The organism is Streptomyces sp. H51 (genome assembly GCF_035656535.1).
GTDB lineage: Bacteria > Actinomycetota > Actinomycetes > Streptomycetales > Streptomycetaceae > Streptomyces.
This window is the reverse complement of record NZ_JAYMHD010000082.1, coordinates 1-14,789: the sequence shown is the minus strand read 5'-3', so window position 1 is coordinate 14,789 and position 14,789 is coordinate 1. Positions and strand designations below refer to the sequence as shown.

The 14,789-nt window shown below is 73.4% G+C and carries 10 protein-coding genes; 7 read left to right on the top strand and 3 right to left on the bottom strand.

Annotated features, from left to right (window positions below):
• Window positions 1-202 precede the first annotated feature (202 nt).
• The 7 genes from VKA29_RS32670 (at window position 203) to VKA29_RS32640 (ending at window position 7,880) form a co-directional block, all read left to right on the top strand.
• On the top strand, window positions 203-2,944 hold the full coding sequence (locus VKA29_RS32670; protein WP_324789649.1) for a DNA translocase FtsK: 2,742 nt from the start codon (window positions 203-205) through the stop codon (window positions 2,942-2,944).
• 244 nt (window positions 2,945-3,188) lie between these two features.
• Window positions 3,189-4,028, top strand: coding sequence for a helix-turn-helix domain-containing protein (locus VKA29_RS32665; protein ID WP_324789648.1), 840 nt, complete (start codon window positions 3,189-3,191; stop codon window positions 4,026-4,028).
• A 102-nt stretch (window positions 4,029-4,130) separates the two neighbouring features.
• Window positions 4,131-5,600 (top strand): 30S ribosomal protein S12 methylthiotransferase RimO, encoded by a 1,470-nt coding sequence (gene rimO, locus VKA29_RS32660; protein ID WP_324789647.1) that lies wholly within the window; start codon window positions 4,131-4,133, stop codon window positions 5,598-5,600.
• Window positions 5,597-6,322, top strand: a complete 726-nt coding sequence (gene pgsA, locus VKA29_RS32655; RefSeq protein ID WP_324789646.1) for a CDP-diacylglycerol--glycerol-3-phosphate 3-phosphatidyltransferase — start codon at window positions 5,597-5,599, stop codon at window positions 6,320-6,322. The genes rimO and pgsA overlap by 4 nt, the downstream gene beginning before the upstream one ends.
• A complete protein-coding gene (locus VKA29_RS32650) occupies window positions 6,319-6,864 on the top strand; it encodes a CinA family protein (protein WP_324789645.1) in 546 nt (181 codons plus the stop codon). Before pgsA ends, VKA29_RS32650 begins: the two co-directional genes overlap by 4 nt.
• Before the next feature lie 109 nt (window positions 6,865-6,973).
• Complete coding sequence (locus tag VKA29_RS32645) at window positions 6,974-7,354, top strand: helix-turn-helix domain-containing protein (protein ID WP_324789644.1); 381 nt, start codon at window positions 6,974-6,976, stop codon at window positions 7,352-7,354.
• 247 nt (window positions 7,355-7,601) lie between these two features.
• A complete protein-coding gene (locus tag VKA29_RS32640; RefSeq protein ID WP_324789643.1) occupies window positions 7,602-7,880 on the top strand; it encodes a hypothetical protein in 279 nt (92 codons plus the stop codon).
• Here VKA29_RS32640 and VKA29_RS32635 read toward each other — a convergent pair.
• From VKA29_RS32635 to VKA29_RS32625, 3 genes are all read right to left on the bottom strand, one after another.
• Window positions 7,828-8,592 carry an SDR family NAD(P)-dependent oxidoreductase gene (locus VKA29_RS32635; protein ID WP_324789642.1) on the bottom strand — a complete coding sequence of 255 codons (765 nt, stop codon included), beginning with the start codon at window positions 8,590-8,592 and terminating at the stop codon, window positions 7,828-7,830. The genes VKA29_RS32640 and VKA29_RS32635 overlap by 53 nt on opposite strands.
• A gap of 32 nt (window positions 8,593-8,624) precedes the next feature.
• Window positions 8,625-9,461 (bottom strand): Fpg/Nei family DNA glycosylase, encoded by an 837-nt coding sequence (locus tag VKA29_RS32630; protein WP_324789641.1) that lies wholly within the window; start codon window positions 9,459-9,461, stop codon window positions 8,625-8,627.
• Between the two features lie 79 nt (window positions 9,462-9,540).
• Complete coding sequence (locus tag VKA29_RS32625) at window positions 9,541-14,448, bottom strand: ATP-dependent helicase (RefSeq protein ID WP_324789640.1); 4,908 nt, start codon at window positions 14,446-14,448, stop codon at window positions 9,541-9,543.
• Window positions 14,449-14,789 lie beyond the last annotated feature (341 nt).

Sequence of the window (14,789 nt, the reverse complement as noted above, 5' to 3'; positions counted from 1 at the left end):
CGGCATCCGACAGTTCATGGCGACGTATCACCCGACCATGATCCCCGACCAAAGATCATTTGACGACAGACCCTAGCGCGCCGTGGCCCGGCGGGAGGCCGGGTGAGCCCGCGTCAGCTTGCGTCCGCCGCAAGGGCGACACGAACGGGTGAAGCAGTGGGCACACGTGTCCGCGGCCGTCTCCACCGGTAACCTCACACCCATGGCCTCACGTCCCTCCGCAGCCAAGAAGCAGCCCGCGAAGAAGGCGGCCGCTCCGGTGAAGGCTCCGGCGAAGCAGGCCGCCGCGGCCGCCGCGAAGAAGGCCCCGGCCAAGAAGGCGCCCGCGAAGAGGGCCGCGAGGAAGTCCGCGCCGCCGCCCAGGCCGGCGCCGAGCCCGACCGGGGGCTTCTACCGCATCGTGCGCGCCCTCTGGCTGGGCGTGGCGCATGCCGTGGGCGCCGTCTTCCGCGGGATAGGGCAGGGCGCCAGGAACCTCGACCCGGCACACCGCAAGGACGGCGTCGCGCTGCTGCTGCTCGGCATCGCCCTGATCGTCGCCGCGGGCACCTGGGCCGACCTGCAGGGCCCCGTCGGCGACCTCGTCGAGATCCTGGTGACCGGCTCCTTCGGCCGTCTCGACCTGCTCGTGCCGATCCTGCTCGCGGTCGTCGCGGTGCGCTTCATCCGCCACCCCGAGAAGCCCGAGGCCAACGGCCGCATCGTGATCGGCCTGTCCGCGCTCGTGATCGGCGTGCTCGGCGAGGTCCACCTCGCCTGCGGCGCCCCCGCCCGCAGCGACGGCATGCAGGCCATACGGGACGCCGGCGGCCTCATCGGCTGGTCCGCGGCGACCCCGCTGACGTACGCCATGGGCGAGGTGCTCGCCGTACCGCTGCTCCTGCTGCTGACGGTCTTCGGGGTGCTCGTGGTGACGGCCACCCCGGTCAACGCGATCCCGCAGCGGCTGCGGATGCTCGGGGTGCGGCTCGGGCTCGTCCACGACCGGCCGCAGTACCCGACCGACGAGGACCTGCGCTACGACGAGCAGTGGCGCGAGGCGCTGCCCGCCGGCCCGCGCCGGGGCGGCCCGGCCCCGGAGGCGTACGACCCCGACTACGCCGAGCAGGAGGCACTCTCGCGGCGCCGTGGCCGCCCCAGGCGCTCCGCGGTGCCGCAGCCGGACATGGAGCGCCGGATGGATGCCGTGGACGTCGCCGCGGCGGCCGCCGCCGCGCTCGACGGCGCCGTCCTGCACGGCATGCCGCCCTCGCCGGTCGTCGCCGACCTCACCCAGGGCGTGAGCGTCGGCGACCGTGAGGAGACCACCCCGGTCCCCACCGCGACGCCCGCCCCGGTGCCCGCCGCGCGGCCGAAGCGGGAGAAGCCCGGATCCCCGGGGAGGCCGGACTCGGGCGTCGCCGACCTCACCAAGGCCCCGCCGGAGGTGCCCCGGGACCTGCCCGCGCGCGCGGAGCAGCTCCAGCTCTCCGGCGACATCACCTACGCCCTGCCGTCCCTGGACCTGCTCGAGCGCGGCGGCCCGGGCAAGGCGCGCAGCGCCGCCAACGACGCCATAGTGGAGGCGCTGACCACCGTCTTCACCGAGTTCAAGGTCGACGCCCGCGTCACCGGCTTCACCCGGGGCCCGACGGTCACCCGCTACGAGGTCGAGCTCGGCCCCGCCGTCAAGGTGGAGCGGATCACCGCGCTGACCAAGAACATCGCGTACGCCGTCGCCAGCCCGGACGTGCGGATCATCAGCCCGATCCCGGGCAAGTCGGCGGTCGGCATCGAGATCCCGAACACCGACCGCGAGATGGTCAACCTCGGTGACGTGCTGCGCCTGGCGGCGGCCGCCGAGGACGACCACCCGATGCTGGTCGCGCTGGGCAAGGACGTCGAGGGCGGCTACGTGATGGCGAACATCGCCAAGATGCCGCACGTGCTGGTCGCCGGAGCGACCGGTTCCGGCAAGTCGTCCTGCATCAACTGCCTGATCACCTCGATCATGATGCGGGCGACCCCGGAGGAGGTCCGCATGGTCCTCGTCGACCCCAAGCGCGTCGAGCTGACCGCCTACGAGGGCATCCCGCACCTGATCACGCCGATCATCACCAACCCGAAGCGGGCCGCCGAGGCGCTGCAGTGGGTCGTCCGCGAGATGGACCTCAGGTACGACGACCTGGCGGCGTACGGCTACCGGCACATCGACGACTTCAACGCGGCCGTGCGGGCGGGCAAGGTGAAGGCGCCCGAGGGCAGCGAACGCGAGCTCCAGCCCTACCCGTACCTGCTGGTCATCGTCGACGAGCTCGCCGACCTGATGATGGTCGCCCCGCGCGACGTCGAGGACGCCATCGTGCGCATCACGCAGCTCGCGCGCGCGGCGGGCATCCATCTGGTGCTCGCCACCCAGCGGCCGTCGGTCGACGTCGTCACCGGTCTGATCAAGGCGAACGTGCCCTCCCGGCTGGCCTTCGCCACCTCCTCGCTCGCCGACAGCCGCGTCATCCTCGACCAGCCCGGCGCCGAGAAGCTCATCGGCAAGGGCGACGGGCTGTTCCTGCCGATGGGCGCGAACAAGCCGGTCCGCATGCAGGGCGCGTTCGTGACCGAGGAGGAGGTCGCGGCCGTCGTCCGGCACTGCAAGGAGCAGATGGCGCCGGTGTTCAGGGACGACGTCACCGTGGGCTCCAAGCAGAAGAAGGAGATCGACGAGGAGATCGGGGACGACCTCGACCTGCTGTGCCAGGCGGCCGAACTCGTCGTCTCCACGCAGTTCGGGTCGACGTCGATGCTCCAGCGCAAGCTGCGCGTCGGCTTCGCCAAGGCCGGCCGGCTCATGGACCTGATGGAGTCCCGGGGCATCGTCGGACCGAGCGAGGGGTCCAAGGCACGTGACGTTCTTGTGAAGGCCGACGAGTTGGACGGAGTGCTCGCGGTGATCCGCGGGGAGGCTTGAGGACAAGCCCCGACCGGTGTGCCGGCGATGCCTGATCGTGACTCACCCGTGAGGGATCCGCGAGCAACCCTTTCCCCGCGGGGAACGTCAAGTTGGGGGAAGTGACGAGCAGTGCCCCCGCCATCGGCGTGTCCGGCCATACCGATGGGCTACAAAGTCCGACCGCCCGGTTGCCCCACCCTTTTCCCACCCCCCTAGACTGAACCTCCAGCACAGGTGGCTTAAACGCTCGAAAGGCGCCCCCGTGTCCCTCGCCAACTCTCCTGAAGACGAGCGTCCGTTCGAAGACGACCGCGAAGAAGCCCGCCTCCCTGTCGGCCGTGCCCTGAAACAGGCGCGCATCGACGCCGGGCTGACCGTGGACGACGTCAGCAACGCCACCCGGGTCCGCATCACCATCGTGCACGCCATCGAGGCGGACGACTTCGCCCCCTGTGGCGGGGACGTCTACGCGCGGGGTCACATCCGGACCCTGGCCAAGGCCGTCCACCTCGATCCGGCGCCGCTGCTGGCGCAGTACGACGCCGAGCACGGCGGCCGGCCCGCCCCGACCCCGGCGGCTCCGCTGTTCGAGGCGGAACGCATCCGCCCCGAACGACGCGGGCCCAACTGGACCGCGGCCATGGTCGCCGCGATCGTCGCCGTGGTCGGCTTCGTCGGGTTCACCGCCTTCCGCGGCGGTGACGACGGCGGCGCCGGCACCCAGGTCGCCGAGGGCTCCACGCCCACGGCCGCCGAGTCCGCCTCCACCACGCCCAAGGGCGGCAAGCCCGCCGACCCCACGCCCGGCCCCTCCGACAGCGCCATCGCGGCCGCGCCCCAGGACAAGGTGACCGTCCAGGTCAGCGCCGCCGACGGACGCAGCTGGATCTCGGCCAAGGACCACAACGGCCGGCTGCTGTTCGACGGACTGCTCAAGCAGGGCGAGTCGAAGACCTTCCAGGACAGCGACAAGATCAACCTGGTCCTCGGCGACGCGGGCGCGATCCAGCTCTACGTCAACGGCAAGAAGATCGAGGACGACTTCCAGCCCGGCTCCGTGGAGCGGCTGACGTACACCAAGGGCGACCCGCAGGTCGGATGACGGGCCGGACGAGCGGTCCGCGGCGGAGCAGGTACGGGGTTGGCCGAGATCGGCCAACCCCGTCGACGTGGGCCGTCAGTGAGACAAAGTAGTCTTGAGCGCATGCCTGAACGCCGTACCGTCGCACTCGTCACCCTTGGCTGCGCCCGTAACGAGGTGGACTCGGAGGAGCTCGCAGGCCGCTTGGAGGCGGACGGCTGGGACCTCGTGGAGGACGCCGCCGAAGCGGACGTCGCAGTCGTCAACACCTGCGGATTCGTCGAGGCCGCCAAGAAGGACTCCGTCGACGCCCTCCTGGAGGCCAACGATCTCAAGGGCCACGGGAGAACCCAGGCCGTCGTGGCGGTGGGCTGCATGGCCGAGCGGTACGGCAAGGAGCTCGCCGACGCCCTCCCGGAGGCCGACGGCGTCCTTGGCTTCGACGACTACGCCGACATCTCCGACCGCCTGCAGACCATCCTGAACGGCGGCATCCACGCCCCCCACACCCCGCGCGACCGGCGCAAGCTGCTGCCGATCAGCCCCGCCGAGCGGCAGCAGTCCGCCGCCGGCGTCGCGCTGCCCGGGCACGGCCCGGCCGACCTCCCGGAGGGCGTCGCCCCGGTCTCCGGCCCGCGCGCGCCCCTGCGCCGCCGGCTGGACGGCTCCCCGGTCGCCTCGGTGAAGCTGGCCTCCGGCTGCGACCGGCGCTGCTCCTTCTGCGCCATCCCCTCCTTCCGCGGCTCCTTCATCTCCCGCCGCCCCGGCGACGTGCTGGGCGAGACGCGGTGGCTGGCCGAGCAGGGGGTGAAGGAGGTCATGCTGGTCTCCGAGAACAACACCTCCTACGGCAAGGACCTGGGCGACATCCGCCTGCTGGAGTCCCTGCTGCCCGAGCTCGCCGAGGTCGACGGCATCGAGCGGATCCGGGTCAGCTACCTCCAGCCGGCCGAGATGCGCCCCGGACTCATCGACGTGCTGACCTCCACGCCGAAGATCGCCCCCTACTTCGACCTGTCCTTCCAGCACTCCGCCCCCGGCGTGCTGCGCGCGATGCGCCGGTTCGGGGACACCGACCGGTTCCTGGAACTGCTCGACACCATCCGCGGCAAGGCCCCGCAGGCCGGTGTGCGCTCCAACTTCATCGTCGGCTTCCCCGGCGAGTCCGAGGCCGACCTGGCCGAGCTGGAGCGCTTCCTGAACGGTGCCCGGCTGGACGCCATCGGCGTCTTCGGCTACTCCGACGAGGAGGGCACCGAGGCCGCCGGCTACGACGGCAAGCTCGACGCGGACGTCGTCGCCGAGCGGCTGGCCCGCGTCTCCCGGCTGGCCGAGGAACTCGTCTCGCAGCGCGCCGAGGAGCGCCTGGGCGAGACCGTGCACGTGCTCGTGGAGTCCGTCGACGACGAAGGGGTGTACGGCCGCGGGGCGCACCAGGCGCCCGAGACGGACGGCCAGGTGCTGCTCACCGGCGGCGAAGGGCTCGTCGTCGGCCGTATGGTCGAGGCGAAGGTGGTCGGCACGGAGGGTGTCGACCTGGTGGCCGAGCCGGTGACCGGCTCGCTCGGATGTAGTGAGGAGGCGGGCAGATGACCGGAGTGCCGGCATCGGCGGCGAACGGCTCCTCCAAGGCGGCTTCCTCGAGACCCGCCGGCACCACCGATTCCGAGACGGCGGGCGGCGCCCGGCCCGCGCGGGGCGGAAAGCTGGCGGCCGCGGCCGTCAACCAGGCCAGCGTGTGGAACATCGCCAACCTGCTGACCATGCTCCGGCTGCTGCTCGTGCCGGGCTTCGTCGCGCTGATGCTGGCCGACGGCGGGTACGACCCGGCGTGGCGCTCGCTGGCCTGGGCGGCCTTCGCCATCGCCATGATCACCGACCTGTTCGACGGTCACCTGGCGCGCACCTACAACCTCGTGACCGACTTCGGGAAGATCGCCGATCCCATCGCCGACAAGGCGATCATGGGGGCCGCGCTGATCTGTCTGTCCGCGCTGGGCGACCTGCCGTGGTGGGTCACGATCGTCATCCTCGGCCGGGAACTCGGGATCACGCTGCTGCGTTTCCTGGTCATCCGCTACGGCGTCATCCCGGCGAGCCGCGGCGGCAAACTGAAGACGCTCACCCAGGGCGTCGCGGTGGGGATGTACGTCCTGGCGCTCACGGGCTGGCTGGCTTCGCTGCGGTTCTGGGTGATGGGAGCGGCGGTCGTCCTGACCGTGGTGACCGGGCTGGACTATGTGAGACAGGCCATTGTGCTGCGCAGGCAGGGGATCGCCGCCCGCGGGGCCGCGTCGGAGGAGACGGAACAGTGAGTTCCGAGGCCGCCGACCTGGTGCGACTACTGACCGTGCGGGGTGAGACCCTGGCGGTCGCCGAGTCGCTGACCGGCGGCCTGGTCGCGGCGGAGATCACGGCCGTCCCCGGGGCCTCCAAGGTCTTCCGCGGCTCGGTGACGGCCTACGCGACCGAACTGAAGCACGACCTGCTGGGCGTGGACGCGACCCTGCTGGCCCGGCGCGGGGCGGTCGACCCACAGGTCGCGGCGCAGATGGCGGCCGGTGTCCGCAAGGCGCTCGGTGCCGACTGGGGTCTGGCGACCACCGGCGTGGCCGGCCCCGCCGCCCAGGACGGCCGGCCGGTCGGGACGGTCTTCGTCGCCGTGGAGGGGCCGTTCGGCCCTGGTTCCGGTTCTGCCGCTGGCGGAAAAGTAGAGGCCCTGCGGTTGAACGGCGACCGCGCGGAAATTCGTATGGAGAGTGTACGCAGCGTGCTCGCGCTGCTGCTGAGGCAGCTGTCGGGCGAACAGACCGGAAATGAGCTGGCACAGGATACGGAACAGAACGGGGGGTTTTGATGTTTGCAGCCCTGAGTGAACACGACATCGCTCCCCGCACGGCCGCGGCGCGAGGCGGTACGGTGGGGCGAGAAGGATGCGGCTACGCGGTCCGAGGAGGGAGCCACCGATGATTCTGCTCCGTCGCCTGCTGGGTGACGTGCTGCGTCGGCAGCGCCAGCGCCAGGGCCGTACTCTGCGCGAAGTCTCCTCGTCCGCCCGAGTCTCACTCGGCTATCTCTCCGAGGTGGAGCGGGGGCAGAAGGAGGCTTCCTCCGAGCTGCTCGCCGCCATCTGCGACGCGCTGGACGTACGGATGTCCGAGCTCATGCGGGAAGTGAGCGACGAACTCGCCCTCGCCGAGCTGGCCCAGTCTGCTGCGGCCACCCCCAGCGAGCCCGTACCCACGCGGGTTCGTCCGATGCTGGGTTCCGTGTCGGTGACCGGTGTGCCACCGGAGCGGGTGACCATCAAGGCGCCCGCCGAGGCGGTGGACGTGGTCGCCGCGTGACACTCACCCGCGCGGGTGCGTGACACGGTACAGGGATTGTGCGAGGCCCCGGCCGGGGCTTCTCCAGATCGTCCAGATCGGCTGGACTGTCCGGAGAGGCGCCGGCCGGGGCCCTCGTGCATGGTGGGAGGGGCCGGGCCGACGGGTCGGCCGGTGGCGGGCGGTGGGCGGTGCGCCCGTGTGCCCCTCGGTGCGCCCTGTCCGCCGGTGCGGAAGGCGCCGTAGCGTCGGGCTGGAGGTGACGTCCATGGCACGGCCGGCGGTGCGCTGGGGGGCGGTGGTCGGGCTCGGGGCGCTGTGGTGGTGGGCCGTGCTGCGGATAGCCCTGGCGCCCGGCGCGGGGGTGCTGGAGGGGGCCGTCGTGGCCGGGGGATGGGGGCTGAGCCTGTTGCCGGTGCACTGTGTGCCGAAGGCGCGGGCGACGGGCGCTGTCCAGGGGGCGCGGGAGCGGGCCGCGCGGACGGGGCGCCCGACTACCACGGCATCGCCACCCCGCCGTTCGGACGCAGGATCTGACCCGTCGTGAACGACGAGGCGTCGGAGGCCAGGTAGAGCACGGTGTGGGCGACGTCCTCCGGTTCGCCGACCCGGCCCAGCGGGGACGTCCGGGCCATCAGCGCTTCGGTCCTCGCCTGCTCCCCGGCCTCGTGGCGGTCGGTCATGGGTGTGCGGATCCAGCCCGGCGCGACCGCGTTCACGCGGATCCCGTGCCGGCCGACCTCGCTCGCCAGCGTCCTGGTCAACTGGACCACGGCCGCCTTGGCGACGCCGTAGCAGAGCAGGCCGGGGCGGCCGGTGTCGACGGCGCCGGACGCCATGGTGACGATGCTGCCCGCGGTTTCCCGGGCGAGCATCAGCCGCGTGGCCTCCTGGCAGGCGTACAGCACCCCCTTGAAGTTGACGCCCAGGACCCGGTCGAGGTCCTCGTCCCGGGTCTGCAGGACCGGGCTGGTGTGCATGATGCCGGCGATCGCGGCCATCACGTCCAGGCGTTCGCAGGCGGCGACGGCACGGCGCAGCTGTTCGCGGTCGGTGACGTCGAGGCGGTGGGTGCGGGCCGTGCCGCCGGCCGACTCGATCAGGGCCGCCGTCTCGTGCAGGCCCTCGGCGTCGCGGTCGGCGCAGTGGACCGTGGCGCCGGCTTCGGCGAGCAGTACGGCCGAGGCACGGCCGATGCCGCCCGCGGCCCCGGTGACGAATGCGGTGCGTCCGGTGAGGTCGTACGCCTTGACGGGCATGTGGGGACCGTACGAGGGTTTCTGACGGGTCGTCAATCAGTTGGGCGGAGGGCTGTTCCGCGCGCCGGTGTGGAGCGGGGCGCGGGGCCCGACTGGCAGAACGGACACCAGTACGTGGGGCGTTCACGGGAGCCGTCGCCCTGGTCGGCCACGCGCACCGGCGTCCCGCAGCGCAGGCAGGGGCGGGGCGCGCGGCCGTACACGAACAGGTCCTGGCCGCGACGGCCGGTCGTGCTGCGGACCGGGCGTTCGCGGTTGGCCTCCAGCAGCTTCTTCGCCAGCACGGGCAGCTGCGCGGTGCGGTCGGCGGGCAGGGCGCCGACGGGGAGCCACGGCGTCACGCCGAGCAGGAAGCACAGCTCGCTCTTGTACACGTTGCCGATGCCGGCGAGGTTGCGCTGGTCGAGCAGGGCCTCGCCCAGGGGGCGGGCGGGGTCCGCGACGAGGTTGGCGAGCGCCTGGTCCGGGTCCCAGTCCGGGCCGAGGAGGTCGGGTCCCAGATGGCCGACGGCGCGCTCCTCGTCGCGGGTGCGCAGCAGTTCCAGGACGGGGAGACGGTAGCCGACGGCCGTGCGGTCGGCGGTGCCGAGGATCGCGCGGATCTGGTGGGCGGGGCCGCCGGTCCAGCGCCGGCCGGGCTCGTACACCTTCCAGGCGCCGTCCATCCGCAGGTGCGAGTGGAGCGTCAGGCCGCCCTCGACGCGGGTCAGCAGGTGCTTGCCGCGGGAGGTGACGTCCAGGACGGTGCGGCCGGTGAGGTCGGCCGTGGCGAACCGGGGCACCAGCAGGTCGCTGCGGGTCAGCACCTGGCCGGCCAGGGCGCCGTGCAGCCGCCTCGCCGCCTGCCAGACCGTGTCTCCTTCGGGCATGGGTCAAGGGTTGCACGGGGAGCGGGGAGCGGGGTGCGGGGTGCGGGGAGTGGAGACGGGCGGGGGCGGGTGCGGGCGTCTATGCGCGCAGGCGCAGGCCGCGGGGGGTGGCGATGAAGCCGGCTCCTTCCAGCAGGGCGCCGATGGGGGAGGTGAGGGCCTGGGCGCCGTTGATCCGTTCCACCGTGACGGTGCCGAGGGAGCCCGCCCGCGCCGCTGCGGCCAGGGCGGCGGAGGCCCGGGGCAGACGGGGGTCGTCGGGGCCCGGGCCGTCCGTGCCGGCGGGCCAGGCCAGCAGGGTCTTGCCGCCGCGCTCCATGTACAGCGTCAGCTCACCGTCCACCAGCACCACGAGAGAGCCCGCCTTGCGGCCGGGCTTGTGCCCGGCGCCGGTCGGGGGCTCCGGCCAGGGCAGGGCTGCCCCGTAGGCGTTCGCCGGATCGGCGGCGGCGAGGACGACGGCTCCCGTGTCGGCGGAGCGCTGGGGGCCGAGATGGGGGGAGCCGGGGCCGAAGGCCCGGTCGTGGCCGGCGGCGGGCCGGGAGCCGCGGAATCCCTGACCCGCCGCGTCGCGGGGGGACGTGTACTCGTGCGGAGCGGGGTTCCAGGAGGCGAAGTCGTCGGGACCCAGGGTGTCGAATTCGGGGTCGGGGTGGAGGAACGGCTGGTCGTCGGGCGGGTTGAAGCCGTCGACGCCGGTGAGCGCGCCGTTCCGGGACGGCCGGTCGGGCAGGGGCTCGCCCCGGTCGCGGGCGTTCGACACCGCGCGCAGTCGGTCCACCGCGCCGTCCATCGCGAACTGGGCCGCGCCGAGTCCCTCCACCACGTAACCACGGCGCGCCTGGCCGCTCTCCTCGAAGACGGACAGGACGCGGTACGTCGCCGAGAAGCCGCCCTCCACGCCCTCCGCGGCCACGGCGCCCCGGGTGACCACGCCGTGCCGGTCCAGCAGGGTGCGGGCCAGCGCGTGCGCGCGCACGGTCGTATCGGGTTCGCGTGCCGGGAGCAGGGACCAGCGGCCGGCGACCGTGGGCGGGCCGGTGCGTGAGGCGGTGCGGGCGGCGGCGGTCAGGGAGCCGTAGCGGCCGCGCGGGACCGCGCGCTTGGCGCGGTGGGCCGTGGAACCCGCGGTGCGGCCCGAGCCCAGCAGGGACCGCAGGGGCGCGAGCGTGTCGTTCGTCAGGCGTCCGGACCAGGCCAGGTCCCACACGACGTCGGCGAGCTGGGGGTCGGTTGCCTCCGGGTGGGTCGTCGCGCGGACCTGGTCGGCGATCTGGCGGAAGAACAGGCCGTAGCCGCCGGAGAGGGCGTCCAGGACGGACTGGTGGAGCGCCGTCAGCTCCAGCGGGGCGGGCGGGGGCAGCAGCAGCGGGGCCGCGTCCGCCATGTAGAGGGAGAGCCAGCCGTCCTTGCCGGGGAGGGCGCCCGCGCCGGCCCACACCACCTCTCCGGAGGCCGTCAGCTCGTCCAGCATCGCGGGGGCGTAGCCGGCGACGCGGGACGGCAGGACCAGCTTCTCCAGGGCCGAAGCGGGAACGGAGGCGCCCTGCAACTGCTCGACGGCGCGCACCAGACCGTCGACGCCGCGCAGTCCGTGCCCCTTGCCGATGTGCTGCCACGGAGGCAGGAACTGGGCGAGCGCGGCGGGCGGCACCGGCTCCAGTTCGTGCCGCAGGGCGGCGAGGGAACGACGGCGCAGCCGCCGCAGCACCGCCGCGTCGCACCACTCCTGGCCGATGCCGGCCGGGTGGAACTCCCCCTGCACGACGCGGCCGCTCGCGGCGAGGCGCTGCAGGGCGCCCTCCGTGACCGCGACGCCGAGACCGAAGCGGGCCGCCGCCGTGACCGAGGTGAACGGGCCGTGGGTGCGCGCGTAGCGTGCGAGAAGGTCGCCGAGGGGATCCTTCACCGGTTCCGTGAAGGCCTCCGGGACGCCGACCGGGAGCGCCGTGCCGAGCGCGTCGCGCAGGCGGCCCGCGTCCTCGATCGCCGCCCAGTGGTCGGCGCCGGCGACACGGACACGGATCGCGCGCCGGGCCCCGGCGAGTTCCCGGGCCCAGTGCGGCTGCGCGCCGCGTTCGGCCAGCTCGGCGTCCGTGAGCGGGCCGAGCAGCCGCAGCAGGTCGGCCACGCCTTCGGCGTCCTTGACGCGTCGGTCCTCGGTCAGCCACTGCAGTTCCCGCTCCAGTTCGGCCAGCACCTCGGCGTCCAGGAGCTCGCGCAGCTCCGCCTGACCGAGCAGCTCGGCCAGCAGACGCGAGTCCAGGGACAGCGCGGCCGCGCGGCGCTCGGCCAGCGGGGAGTCCCCCTCGTACAGGAACTGGGCGACGTACCCGAAGAGGAGGGAGCGGGCGAAGGGCGACGGCTCCGGTGTGGTGACCTCGACCAGGCGTACCCTGCGCGACTCCAGGTCGCCCATCAGCTCGACCAGTCCGGGCACGTCGAAGACGTCCTGGAGGCACTCGCGGACCGCCTCCAGGACGATCGGGAACGAGCCGAACTCGCTCGCCACCTGCAGCAGCTGGGAGGCGCGCTGACGCTGCTGCCACAGCGGGGTGCGGCGGCCCGGGTTGCGGCGCGGCAGCAGCAGCGCGCGGGCGGCGCACTCGCGGAAGCGGGAGGCGAACAGGGCCGAGCCGCCGACCTGGTCGGTGACGATCTGGTCGACCTCGCCCTTGTCGAAGACGACGTCCGCGGCGCCGACGGGGGCCTGCTCCGCGTCGTACTCCCTGCCCGCCTTCGACGGTTCCTGGTCCAGCAGGTCCAGGCCCATCAGGTCGGCGTCGGGCAGGCGCAGGACGATACCGTCGTCGGCGTGCATGACCTGGGCGTCCATGCCGTAGCGCTCGGAGAGCTTGGCGCCGAGCGCCAGGGCCCACGGGGCGTGGACCTGGGCGCCGAAGGGGGAGTGGACGACGACCCGCCAGTCGCCGAGCTCGTCGCGGAACCGCTCCACGACGATCGTGCGGTCGTCCGGCACGTGGCCGCAGGCCTCGCGCTGTTCGTCGAGGTACGACAGGACGTTGTCCGCGGCCCAGGTGTCCAGCCCCGCCGCGAGGAGGCGGAGCCGGGCGTCCTCCTTCGACAGCGCGCCGATCTCGCGCAGGAACGCGCCCACCGCGCGGCCCAGTTCCAGCGGGCGGCCCAGCTGATCGCCCTTCCAGAAGGGGAGGCGGCCCGGGACACCGGGGGCCGGGGAGACGAGGACGCGGTCGCGCGTGATGTCCTCGATGCGCCAGGAGCTGGTGCCGAGCGTGAAGACGTCCCCGACCCGCGACTCGTAGACCATCTCCTCGTCCAGCTCGCCGACCCGGCCGCCGCCCTTCTTGGGGTCGGCCCCGGCGAGGAACACGCCGAACAGACCGCGGTCCGGGATCGTGCCCCCGGAGGTCACGGCGAGGCGCTGGGCGCCGGGGCGGCCCGTGACGGTGCCGGTGACCCGGTCCCACACCACGCGCGGGCGCAGCTCGGCGAAGGCGTCGGAGGGGTAGCGGCCGGCGAGCATGTCCAGGACCCCTGTGAACGCCGACTCGGGGAGGGAAGCGAAGGGCGCGGCGCGGCGGACCGTGGCGAGCAGGTCGTCCACCTGCCAGGTGTCCAGCGCCGTCATCGCGACCAACTGCTGGGCGAGCACGTCCAGGGGGTTTGACGGCACCTTCAGGGACTCGATGGCGCCGGTGCGCATGCGTTCGGTGACGACGGCTGCCTGGACGAGGTCGCCGCGGTACTTCGGGAAGACCACGCCGGTGCTGACCGCGCCGACCTGGTGGCCCGCGCGGCCCACGCGCTGGAGGCCGGAGGCCACGGACGGGGGTGACTCGACCTGGACCACGAGGTCGACGGCGCCCATGTCGATGCCCAGTTCGAGGCTGGAGGTGGCCACGACGGCGGGGAGGCGGCCTGCTTTGAGGTCCTCTTCGACGAGGGCGCGCTGTTCCTTGGAGACCGAGCCGTGGTGGGCGCGGGCGATGACGGACGGGGCGCCCTGGGCCGCCCCGGAGCCGCCCATCAGCTGGGCGGGAGCGTGGTGTTCGTCGAGGGTTTCGCCGGTTGCCCGTTCGTAGGCGATCTCGTTGAGGCGGTTGCAGAGGCGCTCGGCGAGGCGGCGGGAGTTCGCGAACACGATCGTGGAGCGGTGGGACTGGACCAGGTCGGTGATCCGCTCCTCGACGTGCGGCCAGATCGACGGGCGCTCCGCGCCCCCCTCCGAACCGTCGGCGACGGGGGAGCCGCCCAGCTCGCCCAGGTCCTCCACCGGGACGACCACCGAGAGGTCGAACTCCTTGCCCGACGCCGGCTGGACGATCTCCACCTTGCGGCGGGGGGAGAGGAAGCGGGCGACCTCGTCGACCGGGCGGACCGTCGCCGACAGGCCGATGCGGCGGGCCGGCTTCCCGAGCAGCTCGTCCAGGCGCTCCAGGGAGAGCGCCAGGTGGGCGCCGCGCTTGGTGCCCGCGACGGCGTGGACCTCGTCGAGGATCACCGTCTCGATGCCGGTCAGCGCGTCGCGGGTGGCCGAGGTCAGCATCAGGAACAGGGACTCGGGGGTGGTGATCAGGATGTCCGGGGGGCGGGTGGAGAGCGCGCGGCGCTCGGCCGCCGGGGTGTCGCCCGAGCGGATGCCGACCTTGATCTCGGGTTCGGGCAGGCCCAGGCGTACGGCCTGCTGGCGGATGCCGGTCAGGGGGCTGCGGAGGTTGCGCTCGACGTCGACCGCGAGGGCCTTGAGGGGGGAGACGTAGAGGACTCGGCAGCGCTTCTTCGGGTCGGCCGGCGGGGGTGCGGAGGCCAGTTCGTCCAGTGCGGCGAGGAAGGCGGCCAGGGTCTTGCCGGAGCCGGTGGGGGCCACGACCAGCACGTCCGAGCCCTCGCGGATGGCCTGCCACGCGCCGGCCTGGGCGGTTGTGGGCGCGTGGAAGGCGCCCGTGAACCATCCACGGGTGGCGGGGGAGAAGCCGTCCAGGGCTCGGCGTGCGGAGCTGACCATGGGTCCATCCTGCACCCGGGGACTGACAATGCGGGGTGCCTGCGGCGGCCTGCGCGGGCTTCGGGGGGCGGGGGGCGGCTGCGGTGGCTTGCGCGGTTCGGTGGGGGTGCGTTGTGCCTGCGGCGGCATGGCGCGGGGTGCCTGCGGCGGCCTGTGGCGGTCCGGTGGGGGTGCGCGGGGCGCGGGTTGCGTGGTCGCGGTTCGGTGCGGGTGCGTGGTGGGGTGCCTGCGGCGGCCTGTGCGGGCTTCGGGGGGCGGGGGCGCCTGCGGTGGCTTGCGCGGTTCGGTGGGGGTGCGTTGTGCCTGCGGCGGCATGGCGCGGGGTGCCTGCGGCGGCCTGT